12 protein-coding genes and 2 pseudogenes are annotated in these 26287 nt (G+C 63.7%); 10 read left to right on the top strand and 4 right to left on the bottom strand.

What is annotated here, in order from left to right; translation table 11 throughout:
• The 3 genes from QF047_RS15295 to QF047_RS15285 form a co-directional block, all read right to left on the bottom strand.
• The gene (locus QF047_RS15295) at positions 1 to 1278 is read right to left on the bottom strand and encodes a restriction endonuclease subunit S (protein WP_307278747.1); all 1278 of its coding nucleotides are present in this window, start codon (positions 1276 to 1278) and stop codon (positions 1 to 3) included.
• Positions 1275 to 3305, bottom strand: a complete 2031-nt coding sequence (locus QF047_RS15290) for a class I SAM-dependent DNA methyltransferase (protein WP_307278744.1) — start codon at positions 3303 to 3305, stop codon at positions 1275 to 1277. The genes QF047_RS15295 and QF047_RS15290 overlap by 4 nt, the downstream gene beginning before the upstream one ends.
• A gap of 679 nt (positions 3306 to 3984) precedes the next feature.
• Positions 3985 to 4578, bottom strand: coding sequence for a hypothetical protein (locus QF047_RS15285; RefSeq protein ID WP_307278741.1), 594 nt, complete (start codon positions 4576 to 4578; stop codon positions 3985 to 3987).
• Between the two features lie 410 nt (positions 4579 to 4988).
• Between QF047_RS15285 and QF047_RS15280 the strand changes: the two genes are divergently transcribed.
• The 10 genes and pseudogenes from QF047_RS15280 to QF047_RS15240 all read left to right on the top strand — a co-directional run.
• Complete coding sequence (locus QF047_RS15280) at positions 4989 to 11474, top strand: DUF3320 domain-containing protein (RefSeq protein WP_307278739.1); 6486 nt, start codon at positions 4989 to 4991, stop codon at positions 11472 to 11474.
• Positions 11475 to 11498: 24 nt separating this feature from the next.
• The gene (locus QF047_RS15275; protein ID WP_307278736.1) at positions 11499 to 11642 is read left to right on the top strand and encodes a hypothetical protein; all 144 of its coding nucleotides are present in this window, start codon (positions 11499 to 11501) and stop codon (positions 11640 to 11642) included.
• A gap of 621 nt (positions 11643 to 12263) precedes the next feature.
• Positions 12264 to 13157 carry an uL30 family ribosomal protein gene (locus QF047_RS22375; RefSeq protein ID WP_373427771.1) on the top strand — a complete coding sequence of 298 codons (894 nt, stop codon included), beginning with the start codon at positions 12264 to 12266 and terminating at the stop codon, positions 13155 to 13157.
• Positions 13154 to 13552, top strand: a complete 399-nt coding sequence (locus QF047_RS15270) for a hypothetical protein (RefSeq protein ID WP_307278733.1) — start codon at positions 13154 to 13156, stop codon at positions 13550 to 13552. Before QF047_RS22375 ends, QF047_RS15270 begins: the two co-directional genes overlap by 4 nt.
• A gap of 1161 nt (positions 13553 to 14713) precedes the next feature.
• Positions 14714 to 17443, top strand: coding sequence for an ISL3 family transposase (locus QF047_RS15265; protein ID WP_307278731.1), 2730 nt, complete (start codon positions 14714 to 14716; stop codon positions 17441 to 17443).
• Complete coding sequence (locus tag QF047_RS15260) at positions 17440 to 18234, top strand: hypothetical protein (protein WP_307278729.1); 795 nt, start codon at positions 17440 to 17442, stop codon at positions 18232 to 18234. The genes QF047_RS15265 and QF047_RS15260 overlap by 4 nt, the downstream gene beginning before the upstream one ends.
• Before the next feature lie 9 nt (positions 18235 to 18243).
• Complete coding sequence (locus QF047_RS15255; protein ID WP_307278725.1) at positions 18244 to 22749, top strand: hypothetical protein; 4506 nt, start codon at positions 18244 to 18246, stop codon at positions 22747 to 22749.
• Positions 22746 to 23798, top strand: coding sequence for a Wadjet anti-phage system protein JetD domain-containing protein (locus QF047_RS15250; protein WP_307278723.1), 1053 nt, complete (start codon positions 22746 to 22748; stop codon positions 23796 to 23798). Before QF047_RS15255 ends, QF047_RS15250 begins: the two co-directional genes overlap by 4 nt.
• 537 nt (positions 23799 to 24335) lie before the next feature.
• Positions 24336 to 24689: pseudogene (locus tag QF047_RS15245) on the top strand (MFS transporter); the annotation flags it as partial.
• A 7-nt stretch (positions 24690 to 24696) separates the two neighbouring features.
• Positions 24697 to 25004, top strand: a pseudogene (locus QF047_RS15240) (nucleoside hydrolase); the annotation flags it as partial.
• 530 nt (positions 25005 to 25534) lie between these two features.
• On the opposite strand, the gene QF047_RS15235 reads toward QF047_RS15240, so the two are convergent.
• The gene (locus tag QF047_RS15235) at positions 25535 to 26170 is read right to left on the bottom strand and encodes a hypothetical protein (protein ID WP_307278720.1); all 636 of its coding nucleotides are present in this window, start codon (positions 26168 to 26170) and stop codon (positions 25535 to 25537) included.
• Between the last annotated feature and the right edge of the window lie 117 nt (positions 26171 to 26287).

Below are 26287 nucleotides of genomic sequence, written 5' to 3'. Positions count from 1 at the left end.
CTATGCTGCTCCTTCTCGAACGTCAATTTTTCCGGTGACAGCAGCGGAGATGAGGGCGGAACGGCGCTCTTGGAGAAGGTCAACGGTGGCCTGAACTTTGGTGATAATCAGGTCCAACTCATCGGTCTTCTCGTCCAGGTACGTCGATATTGCTTGCTGTTCAGCGGCGGGCGGTATCGGAATACCGAAGCGCCTAATGTCGTCCTGAAAGAGATGGGGTACGCCCATGCCGCCCTTGAGGAGCTGGATTGTGTTGCTAAGGAAATCGGCCTGGAGCAGGTAGTAAAGGTATACACCGTCCACACTCGGCGATGGGGTCAGTACCGCGATGGAGCTATTCACCGTCATTGGCTCCGGAAGGGCCCGTACAACATTGACGGTGCCCAAAGTCGAGCCATCCTTGGCTAGGACAACGTCGCCGACTGAAAGTTTGATCTCGGGCGACTCTTCAAAGCGGAGGGGAGTAATCCGATTAACGTTTGTGAGGTCTATTCGGCGACCCTTGATGTTTGGGGTGGATAGGAATGCAATGCCGTCAGCGATATATTCCTCGGCCTTGAGACCTTTCCAACCAAGACGGGCCCTGACCCACACCTCGTACGACATCCGGGACGATCCCCATCGAGTTGGCATGTTTCCCAGCCAAGGGATCCCGGAAGGTTTGGTTGGGGCGGTGGGGTCGAGTCCTTTGGTGACGGCTTGGGTGATGATGGCCTGGCGTCTCTCGGCGAGCAGCTCGATGAGCCGCTCCTGCTTGCCGATCAGCTCGTCGATCTGGGCAGTCTCGCGATCGAGAAAGCCAGCGATGCCTTGAGCTTCTGCGGGGGTCGGTAGCGTGAAACGAAGGTTGGAAAGCTGTTCAAAGGTGACTCCATCGCGGGCCGCGCCTGTGAGGGATGCCGAAATCTGGCTTTGCAGTTCCGGAGACTGAAGGGCATAGGCGAAGTATGGGCCGTACCGGTTGTCGGCTGGCCGAATAATGCACACATGCTGGTTGACATTCGCCGGACCAAGGGTTGTTGGGACTAGACAGCATCGTCCGATTGAGGCGCCCGTGATGTTGAATAGCACATCACCTGGTTTTACTCGTGATATGGCCATCTCGGCGTCCACCGCTGGATCGATCTTGACGACGTCATCAAGTCGCAACCCATCGTCATAGACGTTTTGGCTTCGAAGGAATGTAACCCCTTCGGTGACGTAGACTTCGGCGCCACCGAGCGGCGTTTTCCCGCTGCCAATCTTGGTGCAGGAATAGCCTAGTTTGGGAAGTGTCACTTCTCCACCTCGGCGAGGAGCGTAGTGATCTCCGAGATCAACTTGTTGAGATCTGCGTCGATCTCGTCCAGTGACCTGGGCGCGACGTACTTGTAGAAGTGCCGGGTGAAGGGGACTTCGTAGCCGACCTTGGTCTTGGACTCATCGATCCAGGCGTCGGGGACGTGGGGGACTACTTCGCGTTCGAAGTAGGCGGTGATGTCCTCGCCCAGTGGCACGTTTTCTGTGTCGCGGAGGTCAGTGTCTGCCTCGGGTGTTCCCTTGGGGCCCTTGCAGACGTCGGCGGTCTCGTCGCGCTCGGAGAGCCCGACAAGGACGGCTTTCAGGACCGGTGCGCCGAGCTTTAAGCCGGCGCTGGCGAGGGCCGGCTTGAGGACTTTGAGGAAAGCCTCACGGTTCTTCCAGAGCTTCGTTTCGTCCTCGCCGAGCCGGGTGAGCGTCTTCTCGAGAAGCTGCCGGTCGTCGTCGGACAGTTTCTCGACGGGTTTCTGCGCCAGAACGGCGTCGATCCTCTCGGGCGTGGAGGCGAAGTTCAGCTTTAGCGCGCGCTCCACGGTGATGGTGGAATAGCCGAAGTCCTGGTTCGTTAAGATCTTGGAGGTCTCGCCATCGTCCTCGAATGAGCCATAGAGCTGGACGATGCGCGCGATGTCCTGCGGGCCGAGCTCCTTGCGCTTTGAACCAAGGCTTTTGCGCATCTTCCGGAAGAAGTCCACGCCGTTGATGAGCTGGATCTTGCCAACGCGCTCCGGGTGCTTCTGCTTCTTGCTGTTCGACAGGATCCAGATGTAGGTGGCGATGCCGGTGTTGTAGAACATGTCCGTGGGCAGCGCGATGATGGCTTCGACGAGGTCATTCTCGATCAGGTACTTGCGGATCTCGGACTCGCCCGAGCCGGCGCCGCCGGTGAACAGCGGTGAGCCGTTCAGGACGATGCCGATGCGGGAGCCGCCGTCGTGGGCCGGGCGCATCTTGCGGACCAGGTGCAGCAAGAACAGCAGCGAGCCGTCGCTCACGCGGGGGAGGCCGGGGCCGAAGCGGCCGTCGAAGCCGTGGAGTTCGTGTTCCTTCTGGATCTGTGGCTGGATCTTTTTCCACTCCACTCCGAAGGGCGGGTTGGAGAGCATGAAGTCGAACTCCTGGCCGATGTTCTGGTCGTTGGCGAGGGTGTCGCCGACGGAGATCTTGGAGATGTCCTGGCCTTTGATGAGCAGGTCCGACTTGCAGATGGCGTAGGACTCGTCGTTGATTTCCTGGCCGTACGCGACCAGGGAGGCGCTCGGGTTGAGCGCGTGCAGGTGTTCCTGGGCGACGGTGAGCATGCCGCCCGTTCCGGCAGTGGGGTCATAGATGCTCCGGACGATGCCCTCTTTGGTGAGGACGTCGTCGTCGTAGTTCAGTAGGAGCTGGACCATGAGCTGGATGACTTCGCGCGGGGTGAAGTGTTCGCCGGCGGTCTCGTTGGAGGCTTCGGCGAAGCGCCGGATGAGTTCCTCGAACATGAGGCCCATCTCGATGTTGCTGATGGTCCCCGGGTGGAGGTCGATCGCCGCGAAGTCCTTGGTGACGTGGTAGAGCAGGTCCGAGCCGTCCAGCTTTTCGAGTGTCTTGTAGAACTCGAAGCGTTCGAAGATGTCGCGGGTGTTCTCCGAGAAGCCCTGCACGTAGTTGAGGACGTTCGCCTTGATGTTCGTGGGGTCATCCAAGAGCTTGGCGAAGTTAAACTTGGAGGTGTTGAAGAAGCTGTGGCCCGAAGCCTTCTGCAGGAAGGTGTCCAGCGGAATGTTCAGGTCCTTCTTGGCCTCTGCTTCCTTGAGGACGGAATCCTTGGTTTTTTCGAGGACGCAGTCTAGTCGGCGGAGGATAGTGAAGGGGAGGATCACTGAGCCGTACTGTGCTGGTTTGTAGGTTCCCCGCAGAATGTTCGCGATGCTCCACACCAGGTTGGCGTTGTTGTTGCCGGCCACTGCTCCCACTTCCCTTGCTGCGGGCAGTGGGGAGGTGGCTACTTGACCTGCGACTGGCATCGCCCCCATTACCGTGCAGCGTTTATCGATCACGCACGTACTTGCTATGCATTGTATGGGGTACACGGAGCATTGGATTGTTAGCTCTGATGCCCCTGCGTCGGAGCCAACTCATAGAGTTGAAGATCCGACAGCCGCGGGTCCTAAGTGTGTCCTCAAGGTCCAGTGCAGGTGGGCGCCCCAACTGCAGGCAATTGTAGCGTGCGAAAAGAAGGTGCTACTGGGCCTGTAGAGGGTTCTCAGCTTCACGGAAAATGCGCCCTTCCGGTCAACCGTTGAGCTTGCATCTTGGCTCGCTGCCCGCGTCATAAAGTCGCTAGCGCCTTTGCAATTCCAACGGAGACGTCCTTTGCGGCTGAGTTACCGGTCATCAATGCGGTTTGGCGAATCTGATAGTGCCGCCGCAGGTCTTACGTTCGGACTTCCTGTGCTGAAGGAATTCGGAACCATAGATTTCAGCAAAAACTCGATCGCCCCACTGGCATTTCAGGTCAGAGATTTCGACGCTTACGTTGGCCGCGAAAGTTAATGCCTCCAACTCTGACTTCACCCGCTCAACGGAGGCATGCTGCCGCCTTGCCGCGGACCCGTCGGCGGACTCGCAAGGTTGGGCCACCTGGGTTGCCGTGGCGAGGACGGCAAGCTCGAGCGTTTCGAGTGGCGAGATTCCCTGGCTGGCTCATAAATCGCCGAGAAGCCTAGCTTCTTTGAGCGCATCTTCGACGCCGTCAAAGATCTTTCCGGCATACTCAACAGACACCTGCACATCGAAGTTCTCGCCAAACAGACCAAGGTTGATCGTTGAGCCTGAGGTTTCCCAGAATGAAAACTTGCTGAGATGACCACAGCCAACCGCCATGCCCCACTCTGAATAATCGTCTTTGTAGAGGTCGTTAAGCCAGTACGTCTCATCCTTGTATGGAGAGCCGTACTTCTTGTCAATTGAGCCCTTGAGCTCTTCGTAGACGGTGAGGAATTGATTCTGATTCTGGTATTCCTCGGTAATTAGGTATTTCCCGCGAACAAGTTGATCGCCTACGAAAATGTAAGCGGCAAGGCACTTGAACCTCCCCAGCCTCACTTCAAAGTCCAGGTATTCGTCCTGCTCCAGTTGCGGCTCACTGCCTTCTGAAGCTTTGACTTCTGAACGGGAGGCACCCCAATAGGCTTTTCTGAAGCCTTCTGTGAAAGGCGCTGCTCCATGCTTTGCTGCTGTCCAAGTGCCATCCTCGTTGAGGTCGATGGCAACGCCGGATTCCGTGACCGCTCTCATTTCTCCCCCAAGTGGTGTAGGTGCTCGTGGACCCCAAGCCCTCATGGCCTGGGACGCGACGGCGATTTCATTGGTAGCGTAGCGCGAAACTGTCGGCGAGCGATCTGCTGTCCAGAAATAGTGGGCGCCAGCCGTGTTAGTTCGGCCGTTCGAAGAACATTCAACTGTAGAGCCGGCTGACGAATGCATATCCCAACGCATCGGAGCTCTGTTGGTCGATGGCGCCGTAAACGCGCATTTTGATTGGGCGGGCTTGGCCGAGCAGGACCAAGACTATCTCCGGACGGCAAGAGACCAGTAACGTCCGGCAGTTACCCGAAAACAAGCAGGATTGTCAGCGGCGGGTGCCATGATTGGTTGCATTGATTGAATGACGGTGCTGATCCCGGTGCCGTAGATGGGGGAATCTGATGAGTCTGTCCAACCGCGAGTATGTGGGCCGGGGGCTTGAGGCCTTGGGGGTTGGCCTTGAGCCCTATATCGCAGGAGTGCTTGGTGAGGTGGCCCCCGGTGTGGCCTGGACCAAGATCATTCAGCATAAGGACGAGAACGCCGGCCGGGCTGCGCAAACCTACGCCCCCAAGGATCTCAGCCTGCAGCTGCGCATCATGACTGAATCCATGGGCTCACTTGGCTACCCCTTCAACCTCCCGCATGAGGCACGCAGCCACACCTCCGAGCTGCGCCAGGCACGGAACCGCTGGGCCCACAATGAGAGCTTCGATGACGCCGATACGTTCCGTGCCCTGGACACGGCAGGTCGGCTGGCCAAAGTGATTGGGCTGGACCAAACCCACAGCGAGTTGGTTGCGCTTCTCACCGAGTACCAGAACCGGTCCTCTCCGAACCGGGAACAACCGGAAGAAGACCAGCAGGCTCTACCCGCCGCCGTCGGGCCGTCCGACCACCCGGAGGAAAGCTTTCCGGGCGAGCCCTCGGTCCATGGACCGGCTGCATCCGCTGCCCACGTTGTGGTCGAGGTGACCACAGCAGATGCCCTGAGCTACGCGATGGCGCACAACGGCTTCCGCTTCGTCAGGCAGGTCAAGATCACCAACAATGGCGCGGAAATCCGTGGTGCAGTCGTCCAAGTGGAGGCCGCCGCGCAGTCAGGCCGGATCTCCGGCGACTTCCAGCAGTATGTGGACCTTGCCGCAGGCCAAACCATCACGCTCGATGACCTCAACGTTCCAGTTCAGGCCGCCACCATGTATGAACTGGCTGACCGCCAGATGGGTAAGGTGTTGGTGACCGTGCAATCGGCGGGTGCCGATGCCACCGCGACGGAGCTGGGCCGGGCAGAGGCGGACCTGACGCTCCTGCCCGCCCAGTTGTGGATCGCCGGACGGGGACTTGTCTCCTACGAGTTCCTGGCCGCCTACGTACAGCCGCACCACCCCAGCATTGCCAAGGTCATGTCCGAGGCCGCCGACATCCTCATGCAAACAACGGGCAGCGGCAGCTTCGACGGGTACCTGGAAGACGGGGACCGGGTTGACCAGATCGTGTTCGCCATCGCCCAGGCCATGAGCGCCCGCGACATCCGCTACAGCATGCCGCCCGCCAGCTGGGGACTGGAGGGCCAGCAGGTCCGCACGCCGGCGCAGGTCCTTGACGACCGTTTGGGCACGTGCCTGGACACCACGCTGGTCCTGGCCGCCGCTTTGGAATTCTGCGGCATCAGGCCTCTGCTCTGGCTGGTGGATGGCCACGCCTTCCTCGGCTACTGGCGCGAGGAAGGCAGCCTCAGCACTGCGGCCTCCGACGACGTGCCCGAGCTGGTTAGCCTCGTGCAGCGGGGCTTTATCGGCCTCGTGGAAACCACGCTGCTCACCGGCAGTCAGCCGATCTCGGCGGCCGCACTCCGCAGCAGCCCGCTGAACCGTTATGTGGAAAGCGGCAATGACGAGATCAACGCGGTGACTGACATCAGGCGCGCCCGCCTCGATGGCATTTACCCGCTGCCGGCCCGGACCACGTCCGACGCCGGAACGTTCACCGTGGTTAACTACGTTCCGGAAACCAGGACTGCGCCGTCACTGCCCGAGAAGGCGCCCTCGAGCGGAGGAGCCTCCCGGACCGCATCCGATGTTCCATCCCGGGTGCTCCAGTGGAAGAACGCCCTGCTGGACCTGAGCCTGCGGAACAGGCTCATCAACTTCACTGACACCGCCCGGTTCCCACTCGCAGTGCCCACCGCATGGATGGGCGCCTTCGAGGACCTCATCAGCAAGGGCACGTCCGTCAGCCTGCTTCCGTCCAACCAGATCAGTGCCATCCACCAGGAGCGCGGCGTCCGCTTCGGCAAAGACCTTCCCCAGGACGAACTCGCGGAGCTGCTCAGCTCGAAGAAGTCCGTGTTCGCCGAGGTCAGCGAGGACGGCTACAGCGCCAAGATGCGCGGGCTCGCCTACAAGGCGAAGACCCAGCTGGAGGAAACCGGAGCCAACAACCTCTACCTGGCCATCGGCAGCCTGATGTGGGAGCTGGACGGCCGGGCGCTTCGGTCCCCGCTGGTTCTGGTCCCAGTCAAACTCACCTCTGCAGGGAAAAACGGTCTGTACCGGGTCACACTTGATGAGACCGGCCAGTCGACGCCAAACTATTGCCTCCTCGAGAAGCTGGCGCAGTCCCATGACCTGCGCATTCCGGGCCTGGCCGAGCCGGAGGAAGACGGATCCGGAATCGATCTGGACGCCGCGTTCGCAGCTGTCCGGGCCGCCGTTTCGGCCAAGGGCTTGGCCTTCCGGGTGGAAAACACCGTGGACCTGTCCATGTTGCAGTTCGCCAAGTTCCGCCTGTGGAAGGACCTTGACGAGAACTGGAAGGAATTTACCGCCAACAGCCTCGTCAATCACCTGATCAGCACCCCCACGGAACTCTATTCAGACAGCGTTGCCGTCACGCCCGACGTCGACCTGGACGCCCTCGCCGCGCAGTGTCCAATACCAGCGGACTCGTCGCAGCTGGAGGCAGTCGCGTCTGCAGTCGCCGGCCAGACGTTCGTCCTGGAAGGCCCTCCGGGCACCGGAAAATCGCAGACCATCACCAACCTCCTGACCCGCGCCATTGCTGACGGCAAACGGGTTCTGTTCGTTGCGGAGAAGCGGGCAGCACTCGATGTTGTCCAGAGGCGGCTCGGCGACGTCGGGATGGGGCCCTTCTCCCTCGACCTGCATGACAAGGGCAGCAAGCCGGCGGTGGTCAGGGCGCAGATCAAACACGCCCTGGAGCTGAGCCTGTCTGCAAATAAGCAGCAGCTCGAGACTGCCTCCACCGATCTTGCCTCAGCCCGGCGTGGGCTGGTCCGCTACGCCAAGAACGTCCATGAGGAGAATGGTGCGCAGCTGTCCCTCTACAGCGCGCGGACCAAGGCGCTGACCTATGAACCTGACCATGCGACGGTTCCTCTCAGCCCGGAGCTGACAGCGTCCTTGAATGACTCCACCCTGAACTCGATCCGGCAGGTGTTCCGGGAACTTCCTGAGTTCACCGACCCCGTCCGTCCCGGGCCTGACCACCCGTGGCGCTTCGTCTCTGTTGCCGGTGGCGAGCAGCAGGAACAGCAGCTGCTGGCTCTGGGGCAGCGCCTCAACGAAGCGTTGAAGGCCCTGCGGCCGACCCCTGGGCTTTCGTCGGTTCTGGACGCAGCGCAAACTCCGGCCGACGTCGGAACTCTCGCCACGCTGCTGCAGGACCGGAACGTTCCGTTGGGAACCCTGGATGTGGTGCGCTCCGGCGACTGGTCAGTTAACGCTGAGCAGTTGGAGAAACTGGTGACCGCCTTTGCTTCCGTCCAGCATCCGGGCCTTGAGCAGGTAGCGCCGGGAGCCATGGATCTTCCTCTGCCAGAAATCCTGGGCCGTGCGCAGCAGGCCGCAGCTTCCGGGTTCTGGGGGCGCAAGAAGCGGTTGTTGACAGTGGCCGCCGAACTGTCTCCCGTGCTTGTTTCTGGAGCTGAAGTCCGCCATAAGGAGCTTGTGCCGCTGCTGGAGAAACTGGTGGCCGTCCAGCACGAGGTCTCCGGCCTGCGGGCAACGCGAGGCTCGTTGCCGGGGCTTCCTGCGGACCAGCAATGGAACCCGCTGACGCCGGATGCCCAAGCCGACCTGCGACACCGTATTTCCTGGCTGCGCTGGGCCGCCCAAGCGGTGCAGCCGTCTCCGGAGGCCGCCGTCGTGAGCTTCCAGAGTGAGCTCCGGACGTTTCTGAAGGACGCGCCGGACGTCCACCAGAACGTTGTTGGCTGGCTGCGGGAGCTTTCCCAGGCCTGGGAAGAATTCCTTCAGATCCAGGGCGTGGGTACCGCTGACCTGCGTACGTGGACCGGTGATCAGGGCTTCCTGGCCCGCTGGTGGGAAACGTCCGTGGCGCGGCGGCTGGACACGGCGGGGTCGGTGCCGCTGACGCGGTGGCTCGAGCTGGTCCGCCATGTCGAGCCGCTGCGTGCTGCGGGGCTGGTGGACGCGCGCAGTGCCATCCTCGACGGCGAGCTGGACGCCGATGACGCCGCAGCAGCCTTTGAACGTGGCTTGGCTGAAGGGTCGCTGGCCGAACGGCGCACCGCTACCGGGTTGAGCGACTTTGATGCCATCGTGCACGAGCGCACAATCGAGCGGTTCACCAGCCGAGCGGAAACGGTACGCGAGCTGCTTAAAACCAACCTGGCCGCCGGGGTCCTGCGTTCCCGAACGGTCTCGTCGTCGACCTCCGGGCGCATGGGCGAGCTAAAACGGCAACTGACCAGGCAGCGGGGTGGCATGTCCGTCCGCAAGCTGATGGAACACTACGCCGATCTCATCACAGGGATTATGCCCTGCACTCTGGTCAGCCCGGATTCGGTGGCCCGGTTCTTCCCTGCCAAGGCCGGCCTGTTCGACATCGTGGTGTTCGATGAAGCCTCACAGATCCGGGTTGCCGACGCGGTGGGTGCCATGGGCCGCGGTGCGTCAGTGGTGGTAGTCGGTGACAGCAAGCAGATGCCGCCGACGTCGTTCGCGGAGATTTCCTCCGATGCTGGCAGCGACGGGGACGCCGAGATCTCCGTGGTGGAGGACATGGAGTCGATTCTTTCCGAGTGCGTGGAAGCGCGGGTTCCGCGGCAGTGGCTGTCCTGGCACTACCGGAGCCAGGACGAATCCCTGATCGCCTTCAGTAACCAGCAGTACTACGACAGCAAGCTTTCGTCGTTCCCTGGCCCGTCCCACGGCGCTGCAAACGCGGATGTCCGCGGACACGGCGTTGACTTTGTCCGGGTTGATGGCCAGTTCCACCGTTCGGGGCCGTCCAAGGTCCTTCGTACCAATCCTGAGGAGGCTGCGGCGGTGGTGGCCGAGATCCGCCGCAGGTTTGATGCTGATCCCGCGGGCGCTCCCTCCATCGGTGTGGTGACGTTCAACCTGCAGCAGCGCGCACTGATCGAAGGTCTGCTGCGTGACACGGAGGAGCCGCGCATCGTCGTTGCTCTTGACGACGACTCAGAAGGGCTGTTCGTCAAGAACCTTGAGAACGTTCAGGGTGATGAGCGGGACGTCATCCTGTTCTCCACGGGGTTCAGCAAGAATGACAAGGGATACCTGCCGCTGAACTTTGGTCCCTTGAACCGGTCTGGTGGGGAACGGCGCCTCAACGTTGCCGTCACCCGTGCACGCCGGCAAGTTGTTGTTTTCTCCAGCTTCAACCCGGCAGACCTGCGCTCGGAGGAGACCAGCTCCGTTGGCATCAAGCACCTGCGGTCCTACCTTGATCTGGCCGAGCAGGGGACCACTGCGCTGCCTTATGACGGGCGCCGCGCCGCCAGCGTCGACCTGCACCGGGAAGAGATTGCAGATGCGCTGCGGGACCGCGGGTTCGTGGTTGTCTCGGATGTGGGATTGTCCGACTTCAAGGTGGATTTGAGCGTTGCGCTGGCGGAAGACCCGTCCCGCCAGCTGATGGCCATCCTGCTGGATGGTCCCGCCTGGGCTGCCCGGCGGACGGCGGGGGACAGGGATGGGCTGCCCCGGGATGTCCTGACGCGGATGATGCGGTGGCCTTCAGTGGAGCGCGTCTGGTTGCCGGCGTGGCTTGCGGACAATGAGGCGGTACTCGATCGGCTGGAACTCTCACTGCGGGAAGCTGCCGGCGACGTTTCGGAAGAGGCTGTCGCTGAGCCGGCTCCGCGCGAGGGTTGCCTTCCAGGATTTGCTGGTGGTGAGGCTGTAGAGGAGCCCGCTGGAATTGTCACAGACCCGCTCGGAACCCTGCCGCTGTTTGAGGAGATTCGAAAGCCAGCTGGGCTGTCCTCGTCGGTGCCTGTTGCCTCCGAAGTGGCTACCTACCAGCCTTGGACCGTGCAGGCGTTCGGAACCACGGACGTTCTTGACAGCCTGCACTCACGACGTTCGATTGCTGCCGTCCGAGATGCCATTGGTGTTGTTGTCGCGGCTGAGGGGCCAGTACATCAGGACCGATTGGCAAAACTGGTATGTGCTGCATTCGGCCTCAACAAGGTCAACGGTCCCCGTGCGGACTCCGTGCTTCGTCTGGTCGAACCGTCGACACACGTTATTGATGACGATGGATTTGTTTGGGATGCCACGGTGGACAGGCGGGCTTGGAGCATCTTCCGGTCTAACGACGCTGAGATCGTTCGTAAGCCGGATCACATCAGCGTTGTGGAACTCCGGAATGCGATGGTGGATATCGTGAGTGCGACGGGCGGCATCGGAGTGAGCGAGCTGCATCGGGAAACGATTCAGACGTTCGGCGGGAAACGCCGGACTGCTGGCATCACGGCCCGCCTGAATGAGGGGCTGCAGCACGGAGTGGACACTGGGCACCTGGAACTGCGGGGCGACATAGTGCGGCTGGCCACATCGTTCCAACTCAAATTTCGGAAGGACGATGGCCTGTAGGTTGTGCCCGTAAAAAGGACAGCCGTGCTTACGGAACTCGGTGGGTCCGCCGCAACGGTTGTTGAAGGAGGGGAGGCCGTACCGGTCAAGTCCTACACCGTTGGCTGGATGGACCGCGGCAAAGCCGAGCGCAGCACGTCTCCGGGGTCCGCGTGGACGGCGGTGTAGTCGTCATCATGACCGAAGAGTGTGACTGGTGGGCATCGCCGGCGAATGGGCTTCCAGGTTCAAAGTATGTCAAGAAAAACAGCTGGACCGTAACGGCAGGGCGGACGGGATCGGCGGCACCAAAATGCTCGTCACCGGCGGCTAAGTCGCATCCATGGTGGGCGGAGCCGTCGCCAAAGCATCAGATGATTTTCCTACCTGGCTGTTTTGGGCTGCAAAGGTTGCCGGTTTGAGGGCGGAAAGTACCTGTACCCGATCCCAAAGAGCAGCGCCGCGACCCGATCCGGCTCCACAGCAGTAACCAAGAAATCTCCTCACGAGTTGGACTATATAGTGCCTGCGGAGAGCAGGGCCTACGAGTTCAACTCGATTTCACCCAAGCAAAGGTGCTTCTGCAGTGTCATAATGTGCGCCGTTCCGTCAGGTTCCGTGGCTGGACCGCGCTCCGCGTGATATAACGATCACATTGGATGGCCACTGAGGAAATTGAGCACGGGTTCCAGATTGCCTCGGCAAGATGACGGAGTTACTGGTTTGCGAAATTCAGAATGGGGCGCAAAATATGCCAGCTACTAACGAGCGGGCTCGGTCACTTAGCCTGAAAGGCTGGTCGTTTCACGAATGCAATCATCAGTGGAGGCGGTCGGACTACTCACCCGAACAGTCACAAAGCCCAAAGGAGCCTCGCCCTCACGCGGGAGGTCGGCGCGTAAAAGAGGACTTTGTGGCGACCTTGCTGTGCGCCGGGTGCGCGGATCAGGAGGCGTCAAGGCGAAGCAGGACCGCATACTTCGGTCGCTTGGTTTATACAGCGCCGGTCAGATTTCTTGGGGATTCGCGGACGAGCCGACTTTCATCGGCCAAATCGCTAAAGTTCCTCACCACGTGGAAATCATACCCGTCACAGCAGGTGCGTATGAGTTCGTACAGGGGAACAGGACCATTGCGCGGTCCTCTTTCGATGTCAGCAGCGCACAGTCCGGTCGCGTCATGAGTAGGCAGAGATATGACGTTGCTGATTCTGACATGATTGGCGAATTGATCACTCTGGAGGACGGCGAGTTCATTCAATGTGAGCAAGGAGTGGGCTGTTTTAGCCTTTTATGGTCGAGTGCAATGCCCATAGAGACCGCTTATGCTCGAGCCTCGGAAATGATTAGCGAACGCGACAAGTTGAAGACTGGTTTTGTTTGTTTCGCGGATGGAGAGGTATTTGAGGGCTCGTCTGTGGAAGTCGGACGGGCAATGCGAGCTTCCTCGTCAAAGGTCGACCTTCTCAGAATTGATGGAGATAGGCTCGCCTTCGCTTGGACCGCTCGGGTAGGTCACTTAGACGGCCGGAATATTGAGATGAATGAGTGCTCAATTGTAAGCCGGGATATAGACCTAGCCTTTCTTGCCCAATTTGTGACAGCTTCCTCAACTATTCAATTGGGGTCCCAAGCTAAGGGCCTTGTCACGGAGCTCTCACCGCTCATGCGCCGCTCCAATGAGACTGCGGTGACGCCAGAGTGAGCAAGAATAATTGGAATAGATACAGAAGTTTTGACACGGCGAAAGGTTACGCCAAAGGTCAGTATTTGGTTGATTTAGAAGAAAAGCTGCAGACCGTCCGCCTTTTTCACGCTGGAAATGCCAAAGTCACGGTGACGCTGACAACGACCATACAGCCGAACGAAGCTGCGCTGCGTTACCCCATTTACGGCAAGGTCTGGAAGTGGCCGTTCACGTTGGGGGGGCCTAGTGCTCCGGGACTCTTCAAACCTGCGACTAAAGCGATCGCCATTGAGCATGATGATACACTCTGCCCCAGTTCTGGGACCCACCAAATACACGTGGATTCAGAGTATGATCGTGGTGATTATAGGGAGAAGCTTTACGAGCGGGGTGAGTTTATTTTCGACTGTTAGGGGCATCTAGCCGTGGAGTTGGCGATACCATTTTTCGTCGCAGGGGCGCTTCTACTTCTAACTTGGTTGCTGAACCGCTTTTTAGAATCACTCTTGCGAAAAGAGCTGGAGTACTGGGCGTCTGAACCGGTGCCGCTTCATGAGGGTGCTAACATTTCTGCACCTGTCGCCATGCGTCCTATATCCGAGGGCATGCATGAAGAGTTGGCACCAAACCTCCTGATGATGAGAATTAGCAGAAATAACGACTGCGTAGCTCTCGTGATCTCCGGTCTCTCGCTTCTGGCCTCTGCCCTTTTGCTTCCAGAGAGCACGACTCCGCCTCTCATCCCCCTGATATGCGCGGTCGTAACTTTTGTATTGGCGGGTATCGTGTATTCGCTGCGCCCTAGAGTGCACGACCATTTGAGCTTTCGGGGGCTGTCGCTCTCGAATGCAGTGTTTGCTCTCGCTAATATCTCTGTTGGCCTGCTTCTGGGCTTAGGTATCTGGCACCCGTAGATGAGACTGGCTTGAGCCAGGCGGCCCTTGCATTCGCCACCTTCAGGTTTTGGAAGGGGCCTTGCTCACGACTAAGTACCGTTTCTTGGATCACGAATCGTCGTTCGGGTAGGGTCAGCCGCCAGTTATGCTTCAACAGCCTCTGTGTAGAAAGGGATAATCCCTATCAACTACGTTAGGCGCCACAACCTGTCCCCTCGGTCCCGAACTTCCGCACCTGCTCGGGATCGGCGCCGTCATCCGTCACCACCGGCCACGGCAATGCTAATCAGGCCCAGGCCTTAGAGGGGACTGCCACGGTTTTTTGACTCTTTGGGGACTGTGGAAATAACGGTGTATCCGGCAAGGCGCGCCGAGTGGTCCCATGACTGGGTACACAGGTGGTCCCATGAGAGAGCCAGAAAGGCTCTTCGTGCTTGATGGTGAAACAGGTTCCGTGTCATGAAAGCTGAAGGGCTCGTAGCCCTGCTGTGATGGATGTTCTCTACGCATTCATCAAGAGTCAGGAGCTACGAGCCTAATCGAGCCTACTTCCCCGCGCCCCGATGCTGCGACCGCCATTTTCAATCTGCCCGACTACCGCGTCACCGACACTCAGGTCCTCGCCTTCGGGCAGCGACGGATCCACGTGGTGGCCACTGCCGAGGCCGGCTGCCCATCGTGCGGCGTGATCAGCAGCCGCGTGCATTCCCGTCGGCCACAACGCCTGGTGATATCCCTGTCGCCGGGCCGATCGAAGTGGTCTGGGCCAAGCGGAGATTCTTCTGCGATGAGTATCTGTGCACGCGGCAGACGTTCGCGGAGGAGACCGCCCAGGTTCCGCGCCGGGCACGGTCCACCCGACGGCTCCGCGACGCCCTGGTGGGCGCTGTCATCGGTTCCGGACGGGCCGCCGCCGAGGCCGCCGCTTCGTTCGGTGTCTCCTGGTGGCTGGTGCAGCGGGCTCTGGATTCCGCGGCGCTGACGCTGCCCAATGTTGATGCCCTGGCACCGCGGATGCTCGGCATCGACGAACACCGCTACCGGTCCGTGCGGTTCTTCCGCGACCCCGCCACCAAGGCCTGGAAACGCTACGAACCCTGGATGACCACCATTGTCGATCTGGACACCGGACACGTCCTGGGGATAGTTGACGGCCGCGACAGTGAGGGCGTCGGAGAATGGCTCTTCGCCCGTCCGCTCGAGTGGCGCCTGGGCGTGCAGGTTGTCGCGATCGACCCGTCGGCGGCGTTCCGCAAGGCCATGCGGATGTGGCTGCCGCGGACCGCTGTTTCGGTCGACGCGTTTCACCTGGTCAAGCTCGGTAACGACATGCTCACCGAAGTCCGGCAACGCCTCACGCAGCAGGTCCATGGCCGGCGGGGGCGCTCCATCGACCCGGTCTGGGCCAACCGGCGGCTGCTCCTGCGGGCCGGGGAGACGCTCTCGGACCGGGCCCGGGAGAGGCTCATTGCCGTGTTCGCCACCGACGATGCCACGGGGAAGCTGCAGGCCGCCTGGCTGGTCAAGGAGCAGCTGCGGACGCTGCTGGCCACCGGCTCTCTCGCCGACGCGGCCGCTGCGAAAGACCGACTGCAGGCTCTCGTCGAACGTGCTGCTCAGCCGGAAACGAACCGTCTCTGGCGGACGGTCTGCAGGTGGTGGAAGGAGATTGAGGTCCTCATTGTCACCGGCGCGACTACGGCGAAAGTGGAAGCTAACAACACTGCGATCAAGCACATCAAACGGACAGGCCGGGGATTCACCAACGCCCGCAACTACAAAAAGGCGTATCCTGTTGCGCAGTGCCGCCAGAACAGCGGCATGAATACCCATCACGGGAGAACATTCACCACGAACCGTGAAGAGCCGGGTTCCTTGGGCTGCTTAGAGAGCAACCTAGTCGCTCAGACTGTATCAAACCGTCGTAGGCATCGGCTATCGTGCTGTTTTGTGGCCGCAAAAATTCTTGACGTCGGGTTTGCCCAGCGCGTGAAGGCGTTGGCATGCACAGCACCGCTGCACGACCTTGACGCGCGCAAGATGCAGGTACAGACCGCGGATTTTACCGTTTACCAAATGAGCGAGCTGGCGTTGCACGCCATCGACTTGGTCACCCTGGCCATGGACTTCGACACCGGTGCCGACCCGCAGCAGGTCATCGCCGATCTCGCTGAGCAGGCCGCACAGCAGTTGCCAGATCGATCCGAGGCCGAGCACAACAAGGTCGCTCGTTGGGTGCTGGAGAACCTGATCAACGTCGGGTCCGCCGACCGGGGCTTTCGCGCCCTTTACGGGCTGACCACAGGCAACGGTGTCTACCGCACCTACGCGTTCGACTTCAAGTTGCTCGAAGAGATTCCCGGAACCGACGGGGAGATCTACCTGCGATCAACCAACGAGGCGGTGAACGTCCTTGTCGGCGCGCTGGAGGTTGACATCGAGTCCGCACAGATCGCCGCGGACTTCCGTCTGGACACCCTCATCCGCCGCGGCCGGCTCTCCGACGCCCAAGCTGCCGCCCAGACCGCCCGCTACCGCACCATCCAGTACGGCGAAAAGCTCCGCCTGAAGCTTGAGGCCACCGCCCGCGACGTGCGCAGTGTGGACTGGTTGACCGAAATGCCGGCGTTCCTCGACGAGGCGGTCGGGCACATCGAGGCGCGGTACAAGGCAGAGAACGCCATCCTGCTTAACATCACGGAGATCCGGGACGCCGCCGACACTGCCAACCGCAAGCGGCAGGCTGCGCAGCTGGTCGAGATCGTCCGCGAGTGTCTGCGCCGCCACGAGCAGCTGCAAGCCGCCGTGCAACTGGCAGGCCGTCGGTTCCGCGCCGAGCAGGACCGGCAAACGTTCACCCCCACCAGGGCCGGCGCCACCCTCGATTTACACGCCCAACTGCTGGTGCCCGCCCTGAGGATAGGTGTCGTCGCCGCGGACGTGGTGCTCGGCACGTTTTTCGTGCACAGCGTGGGTCCTATCGTGCCTGCGGCGGTGCGGCTGTCTGACCTTTGGTGCGGGCTGATAACCCCGCCGACGGAGCGGGAGGTCCTCGGGGGCGCGGTCACCGAACCCGAGCTGGACCAGGGCGAACCGGAGCCGCCGTTCCCCGAGGAGTGCTACGAGCTGCTCATGGAACTCCTCGACCTCGAACCGGACGCGCCACGGCGGTTGTCCGGGTTGTTGGAGGAAGCCCGGGAGGCGCACCCGTGGTTGCCGTCCCTTGTAGTCGTCCGGGTGCTGGCGCTGGCCGCCCAGGAGATCCAGGTCGCCGTTCGGCATGGCGCGACCGGTGTACTGATGGCCATCGACGACGGCACGCCGCTGCGCGACTGCGAGTTCGCCGGGTCCGACCTCATCGTCGCCCGCGCCGCCCTGATTTCCGCCGCCGAGGAGGGTGCAGCATGAGCAGCGCCATCGAGGCGATCATCGACGCCGCCCGGCTCATCGGGTACGGGCTGCGGCCCAAGCTGTTGCCTGCCCGGGACGAGCAGTATCGCGCACTGGTCACCCGCGCCCGCGCCGACGACGACTTCACCGCCGTCGTGCACGCCGTCGCCGTCGGTCTGGAGCTGGTCGTACTGGAAGTCAGCGAGCGCACCGGCATTGTAGTCGCCCCCACCTGGGAGAGCGCGTTCGCCATCCGGATGACCGACTACGCCCGCCGGACCAACGGCGAAGGCCGGGCCGCCGAGCGGGTCGTGCATGCTCTGGCCCACCTCGGTGCGGCCACGCTGGCCTTCCCCCGCCCGGCCGACCTAGCAGACGAGTCCTATATCGGGCGGATCTCCGTCGAAGGCGTCGACGCCTTCGTCCGTGAGGCCGCGACCCGGCTGGCCGACCGTGTCGGGGACGAGACGCCCGACCCCGACACCGCCGAACCGGACCTACAGGCAGCCTGGCGGGTCTATACCCGCCGAGCCCGTACGGGCACCACGGTTGACGGGCGCAAGCTGTCCAGCTCCACGATCGGCATCGTTGGCAAGGCGCTGGCGTTCCTCACCGACCAAGGGTTGCTGGTCCGTACCTCTGACCATCGCGGCGGCACCTTCCGCACCACGTCGCGGTACCGGGCGCAGGTCCGGGAGGCCGGTGCGGTCATGTTCGAGGAGTTGTTGTCGCTCGGCATCACAGAGGTGAGTGATGGTGCAGGCACCATCACCGTCGGTTGGGACGCCGCTACGATCCAGTCGCTTTAAGGAGCGCCCATGTACGAGCTCAACCGGATGCGACTGTTCAGCGTCGGGCCCCGCGGCGCCCGCTTCAGCGATGTCACCCTCGATATGTCCGGCGCCGGCGCTGTCGTCGGCGGCCAGGGCAACCTGTTCGCCGACCCACCGCGCCGGCCCAGCCCGTACAGCCTGCTGATGCTGGAGAACGGCGGCGGGAAGAGCGTGCTGTTGCGGCTGCTGTTCAGCGTGGTGCTGCCCGGCCGGCGTAATGCCGTCGGCGGGTCGGCCTCGGCGATGGAGAAGTTCGTCCTCGGCGAGGACCCCGCGCACGTAGCCCTGGAGTGGATGCACGTGCAAACCGGTGAGCGGATGATAACCGGCAAAACGATGCAGTGGCGCCGCACCCGCGCCGCCGATGGCAGCCGGCTTGCCGAGGCGTGGTGGGCGATGCGCCCTAACGATGTAGTGAGCTTGGACACCCTTCCGTTCGTCCGAGATGGGCGCCACGTCCGCCTCGACGGATTCCGCGACGTGCTGGTCGAGTTCGACCGCACAGTCCCGGCTACCCAGCTGACCTGGGCCGGGGACCAGGTGGGGGACTGGGCCGGGCACCTGCGGGCGCTAGGCATCGAACCGGACCTCTTCGCCATTCAGCGACGAATGAACGCCGACGAGGGCGACGCGGCCAGCGCATTCAAATTCAAGTCCAGCAAGGACTTCGTCGAATGGCTGCTGCGCACCGCGCTGGACGCGGAGGATGCCGTCACCACCGCGGAGAACTTCGACAGCTACGCCACCACTGTCGGCGATCGGCAGATGTTGCTGCTCGAGCAGGAGTTTGTCACGGGTGCCGTGGCCACCCTCACCCCGGCCGCGATGGCGTTCGGGGCGCTGGGCGAGGCAACAGCTGCCCGCCGCGACACGGAACAGTTCGCGATCAGACTGCTAACCGCGGTGCAGGCGCGCGTCGACGCGGAGAACGCGGCCGTCGACCAGTTGCAGGCTGCAAACAGCGAGGCCGCCGCCACGGCGAGCGCCCGGGTGGCCGACCGGGACCGGGCCCGTGACACCACCAACGAGATCCGCAGGCAGACCTTGGCGCTGCAGGTGACCGACGCCGAAGCTGCTCAGGCGGCGGCCGGCCGGGCGAGGGACACCGCCGCAGATGAGCTGGCCGCATGGGCTACCGTCGATCTGGTCGAGGAGCGCGACAATGCCGCCGCCCGTGCCGCCGAGTACGCCCACCGGCTGGCAGAAGCCGAACAGGCTGCCCGCCCCGCACTCGCCGCCCGCGACGACGCCGCCGCCCGGCTGCTGGCCAAGCTGCACGCGGAGGTGTTCTCGGCCCGGGCAGCGCAGGCCACGCACGACAAGCAGGCAGATGCACATAAGAACAGCGGTGCCGAGATCGACGGGAAGCGGACCGCCGCGTTGCTGACCGCAGAACGGCGGCGCAGTGAGGTCCGCGTCGCGCGGCAGGTCCTGGCCGCTGCCCGGGCCGCAGTCGACGCGGCCGTCGCCGCCGGGCTGATGACCGCCAACAGCGCCGTGTCCGAGACGGCCGCCCAGTCCGTCGAAGCTGCGGGTAACGCCGCCGAGCGGCTCCGCGTGATCGGCGAGGAGCTCGCGTCCGCCGAGGGCACCGCCCGCACCCTCGGCCGGGAGGCCACCGAGGCCACGGCTGCCCTGCGCGACGCCGAGGCCCAGTGCCGGGCCGCGGAGACGGTCCTGCAGCATGTGCTCGACCGCGTCGAGATCCTCGCCGGGCAGGAGCATGTGCAGCGGATCCTCGGCCTGGACACCGCCCTTGTTCCGGCTCTGGACAGCAACGCCGAGGCCGTCGCCGATGCGTTGCGCGCCGACATCGACGCCGCAGAGGACGCACTCGCCGCGGTCAAGGACAACCAGCGGCATGACCAGCGGCTGCTCGACGCGCTCGGCGACGGAGGTTTGCTGCCGCCGCGGGCGGACGTAGAGGACGCGGTGAGGGTGCTCCGCGGGGCCGGCTTGGCCGCCCACGCCGGCTGGCGCTACCTCGCCGAGAGTGTGCCGGCAGCCGACCGGGCCGGGCTGGTGGAGGCCCATCCGGAGCTTGCCGACGGAGTGGTGCTCGTCGATCCGAGTGCGCTGCCCGCCGCGCGGAAAACACTGACCGCGGCCCGGCTACTGCCGGCCGCCGCGGTCGCCGTTGGCAGCGGTGCCGGCCTGCTCCAGCCGGCCATAGCGGCGACCGGCGCAGGGGAGCAATTCGTCGTCGAGCCTACGCCGGCGCTGTTCGACGTGGACGCGGCCGCCGACCGGCGGGTGCAGCTGCGCCCGGTGATGGCCGAGCGCGGTGTCGAGATTGCCAGCCGGGAGGCAACGCTGGCTGAGCGGCGGGACGTGCTGGCCGAATTGACCTCCTGGCGGCGGACGTGCCCACCCGGTCGACTCGAGGAGCTCACCGAGGCCCTGGAGAAGGCCACTGCCGAGGTCACCGAGACCGGGAAGGGGACTCGCGCCGCCACCGCGGCAGCGGCCGCCGCCGAACAACGACGCGCGGAACTGGCCGGCGCACTGCCCGATCTGCGCGACGCCGAACGATCCGCTGCCGATCGGGCCGGCGACCTGTGCCGCCTCGCCGAGAAGGTCGCCGAGGCCGACGACCAGCAGCGCCGGCTACCCGAACTGGAGGAGGCCGCCACCACCGCCGATGCCGAGGCTACCCGGCTGGAGGAGGACCGCAACCGGGAAATGAGCCTGGTGGAGGAGGCGGCGCGCGCCGCTGAGAACGACCGCGACCGTGCCGAGCGTCACCGTGCCGAACTTGGCACCGTCACCTCCTCCACCGGAGAGGTGGCCGCAGGCGTGCCCGACGAGCCGCTGGCCGAGCTCCGGAACGCCTACGATGCGGCGCTCGCGGTGTACCGGTCCGTCGAGGTCGGGCAGGATCTTCGCACCGAGGTGCAGATCGCGGAGACCGCCGCCGCCCGGGCCCGCGCCGCGATCTCCGGGCCTATGCCGGCGGTCATAGCCCGAGCCGAGCAGCTGCTGGCCAGCCCAGATGGCGCCGACCCCGCCGGGCGGGCGGCCGCCGCTGCGCGCGTAGAGAGGGAACGTAGACGACAGGGCACCGCCTACGACGAGGCACTCGCGCTGGCAGCCAAGCTCCGCACCCAGCTGGAGGCCGCCACCCCAGGCGAAGCCGACCGCAACACGTGGACCGTCCTGCCCGAGGACCGCCGCCCCCGGGACGTCGCCCACGGCCGAGAGCTGATAATCACGGCCCAAGCCGACCAGCGGGGCGCGCAGGAGGAGCTGGACCGGGCTGGCGAGCAGGCCGCCGACCTCCAGCGGCAGCTCGATGCGGCCACAGAAGCGGCCCGTGCGTTCGGTGAGGTCGCCACCCCGCTGGAGACCCTCTTGGATGACGTTGCCGATGATGGCCTCCCCGCCTCCCCGGCGACGCCGTTCCCAGGGGCTGCCGAAGAGGCCGCCTCCTCGGCCACCGACGTCCGCCGCGAGCTGCGGACGACCCGCGGGGCGGAGGCCATTTCACGAGCGGAGGTCGGCCGGCGGGTCGATGATGTGCAACTGTTTGCCAACAACACCCGATTTGAGGCGATGACCGACACCGCCCGCCGCTCCCTCCTCATGCTGGACCGCGATCAGCTGGCCGCCCGCGCTGCAGAATTCGCCACCTCCCTGACCCAGCGGCTGGCGTCCCTGACCACCGATCTGGAGTCCGCCGCCCGTCACCGTCGGCTGATCGTGAACCGACTTGCTGGCCTGGTCGACGGCGCCCTCAGGACCCTCCGGACCGCCACCCGGCTGTCGAAGCTGCCCGAGGGGCTGGGGGACTGGACCGGCAAGGAGTTCCTCCGTATCCGATTCAGCGACCCCGACGCCAGCTTGCTCGCGGCCCGAGTCGGCGAGGTTGTAGACACTATGGCCGCGGCCACCGCCGCACGTGTTCCGGGCACGCGGGGCAGTGCACCCAAGCGGGACGCCTTCGCGCTGCTTCTGGCCGCGGTCGACGCCGCCGTGCCGAAAGGGTTCACCGTCGAAGTCTTGAAACCCGACTCGGTGCTGCGCGACGAGCGGGTGTCGATCGAGCAGATGAACGACGTATTCTCCGGTGGGCAGGAGCTTACCGCGGCCATCGTGCTGTACTGCACTATGGCCGCGCTGCGCGCCAACGAGCGGGGGCATCTACGGATCCGGCACTCCGGGGTGCTGTTCCTGGACAACCCGATCGGCAAGGCCAGTGCCGAGTACCTGCTGGACCTCCAGCAGGGCGTAGCGGCTGCGCTGGGCGTGCAGTTGGTCTACACCACCGGAATCTTCGACGACCGCGCCCTGGCGGCTTTTCCACTATGGGTGCGGATGCGCAACGACGCCGACCTGCGCGCCGGTCTCAAGCACATCCGCGTCGCCGAGGTCGTCCGCCGGCACCTGCCGGACCCATACAGCCACGAGGAGGCCGCCTCAGCGGCCCGCCCCGACACCTTGGGCGAATCGGGCACCGTCACCGCCGCCCGAGTCTACCGGCGACCGACATGACCAGCGCAACCACGTACCTGACACCTCGCGCCAGCAGGCTCGCCGCAGCGCTGGAGGAGTGGCCGGCACGCACTGTGACGCTGGAACAGCTCTGGATGCTGTTCGCCGCTGCCGACCCGGCCGGAGCCAGCCAGCCGTCCCGGCGCGCGGATCTTGCCGCCACCCTCGACGCGCTTGCTGCAGCCGGCGTGTTGAAGCCGTCGAAGAGCCGCGACACGACCGCGGCCCCTGCGCTGCCGACCAGAGTCACATTGCCCGCCGCAGCACCGACCGAATCAGCCGCGATCCTGGCCAAGGCCGTGCCGTGGCGTCCCGAGTTGGCTTGGGTGCCCGCGGTAAGGGTAACTATTGGCCAAGTGAGCTTGCTGCAGGCAGTCAATAGTTGGTTGCGTGACCGCGGCCGTGACGACGACATCGCCCCGCTGCGTGAGCGATCGTTGGAGCTTTTTGGGCACGAAAAGCAGCTGGATCGGATGCTCTCGACATCGCTGTTCGCTCCCGGCCGGCTTACCCTGAACCTGCTGCGGACGTTCCGTGCCCGCCCACCGTTGGCTACTCGACGTGTCGGGGGAGGCCCAGTGCTGCTCGTCGTCGAGAACTCTGACTCCTTCGACACTTTAACCCGCGTTCTAACCGCGGACCCTGGCCTGGTCGGATACGTCGCATGGGGTGCCGGGGCCGCCTTTGAATCCTCCGTGCTTTCCATTGAGGACTTGCCGGGCGTCGGTGCGGTCACATACTTCGGTGACGTCGACGCTGACGGTCTGCGTTTCCCTGCATCCGCTTCTAAGCTTGCAATCTCTCAAGGGTTGCCGCCGGTCCGACCAGCTGGTGGTCTGTACAGGCTGCTGCTGTCGGCCGGAGTACCCCAGTATGGGCAGCCCTCCGTCGACGTCGAGCGGGCCGTTGCACTTAGTACCTGGCTCCCTTTGGCACTGCGGACAGATGCAGCAGCACTCCTGTCGGACGGGGCCCGATTGCCCCAGGAAGCAGTGCGCGCCACACACCTCTTCCAAGATGTCGTATGGCGCCGCGGTCTGTTGACCTGACCGGGCTAAACCCTGGGCGAATAGGGTGCGTCATCGCTCAACTGCACCCACGAAAGATGTGTCGGTCACCGATACTTCCAGTAACTGGCCCTGCTGGCCTCCCCACAGGGCGGTCGGTATTGCGCCCAAGAAGGCAGCCTGCCGCGCCCCTAACCCCGGCACTCCGTCCTACACCGCGAAGGACGACTTCGTGCGGACGGGAGACCCCGGCGTCATGTCGTAGTCCGGTGTCCGTTAGGCAGCGGTGATGGCGTCCGGGGTGATACAGGAGTTTACATAGCCGGTTGTCGTTGTAGGACTTGGGTGCGGGTTCAAGGCCCTTGCCCTGTCTGTGGCGAGTTTTGTGAGCCGTTGCCGATGACGTGATGGACGTCCACACCAACTCCGTGCTCACCACTGGCGAAGCCGGGTCCTTGTGGCCGACTTTGACGTCGTTGGCTCAGTTGCCATTCACGTCTCCGGTCAAGACAACGGCGTTCGGCACGTTCGCGTCCACCCACCCTGTGTGATGCGGGGTGGGTGCGTATGTTGCGGCTGGGGAGGTCACAGAGCCTGGCGTTCGCCGTGGTGGCCGCCGTGTTTTCGTCCAGCCCCGTGGCGGTGTTTGTGGCCGTTGCCTGCCTGGGGATCTTCTACAACGGCTTCTTCCGTACCGCCATCAACGGGCTCTCGGTGCTGCTCTCGCCAAAGGAGGCCCCGGCGGCGCTGCCCGGCATTAACGGTGCGTCGTTCGGGATCGGGGCGAGCCTCGGCGTCGTGGTGGTGGCGCCGTTCGCCGCGCAGGCCACCGCCGCCGGGTACGCCACAGCCCTCTGGATCTCGGTGGGCATCACCGCCGCCGCATTCATCGTCAGCCTCTTCGTCGCCGCCCCCAAGGGCGAGACCGTCTAACCCCTCTATCTGTTTCGAAGGAACTTATTGTGACTGCCCCGTTTACCTCGACTGCGACACCGGCATCGACGACACCCTCGCCCTGGCCTACCTGCTCGCCTCCCCGTTTGCTTCCATGGTGGGCATTGGGACGGTCAGCGGCAATGTGAGTGCCGCGGTTGGTGCCCGGAATACTTTGGATCTGCTTCTTTGGCTGGGGCCGCTTCCGTGCCGGTGGCTGTTGGCGCGCATAATCCTCTTGTTGGTTCGTTTGGCGGCGAGTCGCCGTGGGTGCATGGGGAGAACGGTGTTGGCGAGGTGTGCGCGGCCTGTTCGCGGGCTACCCGGCGGTGAAGGGCGCGCGGTGCCGTGTGGTCCTTTCGCTGGAGGAGGACTTCGCCCCGCACCTGGTGGAGACGCTGCTGTCCCCGGCTCCGGTTTTGAAGCCTGTGCCCACACCTGTTGGATAAGCCCAAAACTGCCAGTTCCGCCGGGCCCGCGCCAGGGCCATGATTGGAAGTACAGAGCGCTGCGATGCTGATCGGAGGCTGTCATGATCCAGGCCCTGCTGTGCAAGCTGAACATGCGGCACGAATGGCATCTCGAACACGCCGAGGACGGAGCCGTCTATAGACGCTGTCGCCGGTGTGGCAAGGACGACGACCAGCGCGGCGAAGGGAGAAGGGGCGACTTCAGCGCCTGGATTGGGCCCTCAGGCGGGTGATCTGACCCGGACACAGAAAAAGCGGTACGACAGCACCGGAGTGCTGCCGTCCCGCCGGTTCCGTTCCTGAGGGCCTCTAGTTTTGTGAGCCGATCGGAGAGTGTGCGATCACGGCGTCGAGATCAGATTTGCGCGGCCACGCTCACCCACAGAACGCCGAGGAAGCGCGGAACGCCGAATACCGGGGATCATCGCGGCCCACCAGCTGTCCCAGCACTTTCACACCCTCCGCGTCGGCACACCCCATATCCGTGGACAACCATCGGACGAGGAAGTTGGCGTCCCCGCTGCCCCGCACCGCCGAACCAACAGTCATGTCCAGCTGGTCCCGCAGCAGCTGCACGGCCAGGACTCCGGACCGGCTGAGCAGGGGAGCGGTGTACGCCTTCAGCGCCTCGGCCACACGTCCTTCCCTGAGCAGCCGCAGCACCTGCGCCGAATCCGAACACCCGGCCAGCCCCGCAGCCAGCCGGTACGGGTTCGACTCCACCGCATCACCCAGCATCGACCGGACCCGGAACATCTCCGTCCGGATGGCCTGCGGCGTGCCGGCGTCGCCGTGCAGCTCATACGCCAATTCGTCGGCGCTCCAGCCCCGCGAGCGGGAGTCCAGCAGCGCCAGGATCTCCGCCCGGCGCAGTGTCAGCGGCACCCGGCTCCCGTCAGCAAACACCGCGGCGGGCCGGGGGCGCGGCACACCGGCGATGACGAGCTCGTGCGCCCGGCGCAGGGCACGCGCGTACTTCGCCGGGTCCGAAAACCTCAGGCCGTAGTCCACCGTCTCCTCCTCACCGCCGGCGTCCTTGCCGGCAGTGCCCGTGTAACGCGCTTGTTACCCCCACCGCGTTCCAATAGTGATGCAGCTCACGCCCGCCTCAGCATACCGCAGGGACCC

The sequence above is a fragment of the Arthrobacter sp. W4I7 genome (assembly GCF_030816215.1).
Lineage (GTDB): Bacteria > Actinomycetota > Actinomycetes > Actinomycetales > Micrococcaceae > Arthrobacter > Arthrobacter siccitolerans_A.
The sequence above is the reverse complement of the archived record's forward strand: the minus strand, read 5'-3'. Positions and strand labels throughout refer to the sequence as shown.

Excerpts from the sequence above, each read along its gene's own strand:
- QF047_RS22375 (WP_373427771.1), top strand. The coding sequence starts at position 12,264 with ATGCAATCATCAGTGGAGGCGGTCGGACTACTCACCCGAACAGTCACA.
- QF047_RS15260 (WP_307278729.1), top strand. The coding sequence starts at position 17,440 with ATGAGCAGCGCCATCGAGGCGATCATCGACGCCGCCCGGCTCATCGGG.
- QF047_RS15285 (WP_307278741.1), bottom strand. The coding sequence starts at position 4,578 with ATGAGAGCGGTCACGGAATCCGGCGTTGCCATCGACCTCAACGAGGAT.
- QF047_RS15250 (WP_307278723.1), top strand. The coding sequence starts at position 22,746 with ATGACCAGCGCAACCACGTACCTGACACCTCGCGCCAGCAGGCTCGCC.
- QF047_RS15290 (WP_307278744.1), bottom strand. The coding sequence starts at position 3,305 with ATGCCAGTCGCAGGTCAAGTAGCCACCTCCCCACTGCCCGCAGCAAGG.
- QF047_RS15280 (WP_307278739.1), top strand. The coding sequence starts at position 4,989 with ATGAGTCTGTCCAACCGCGAGTATGTGGGCCGGGGGCTTGAGGCCTTG.
- QF047_RS15255 (WP_307278725.1), top strand. The coding sequence starts at position 18,244 with ATGTACGAGCTCAACCGGATGCGACTGTTCAGCGTCGGGCCCCGCGGC.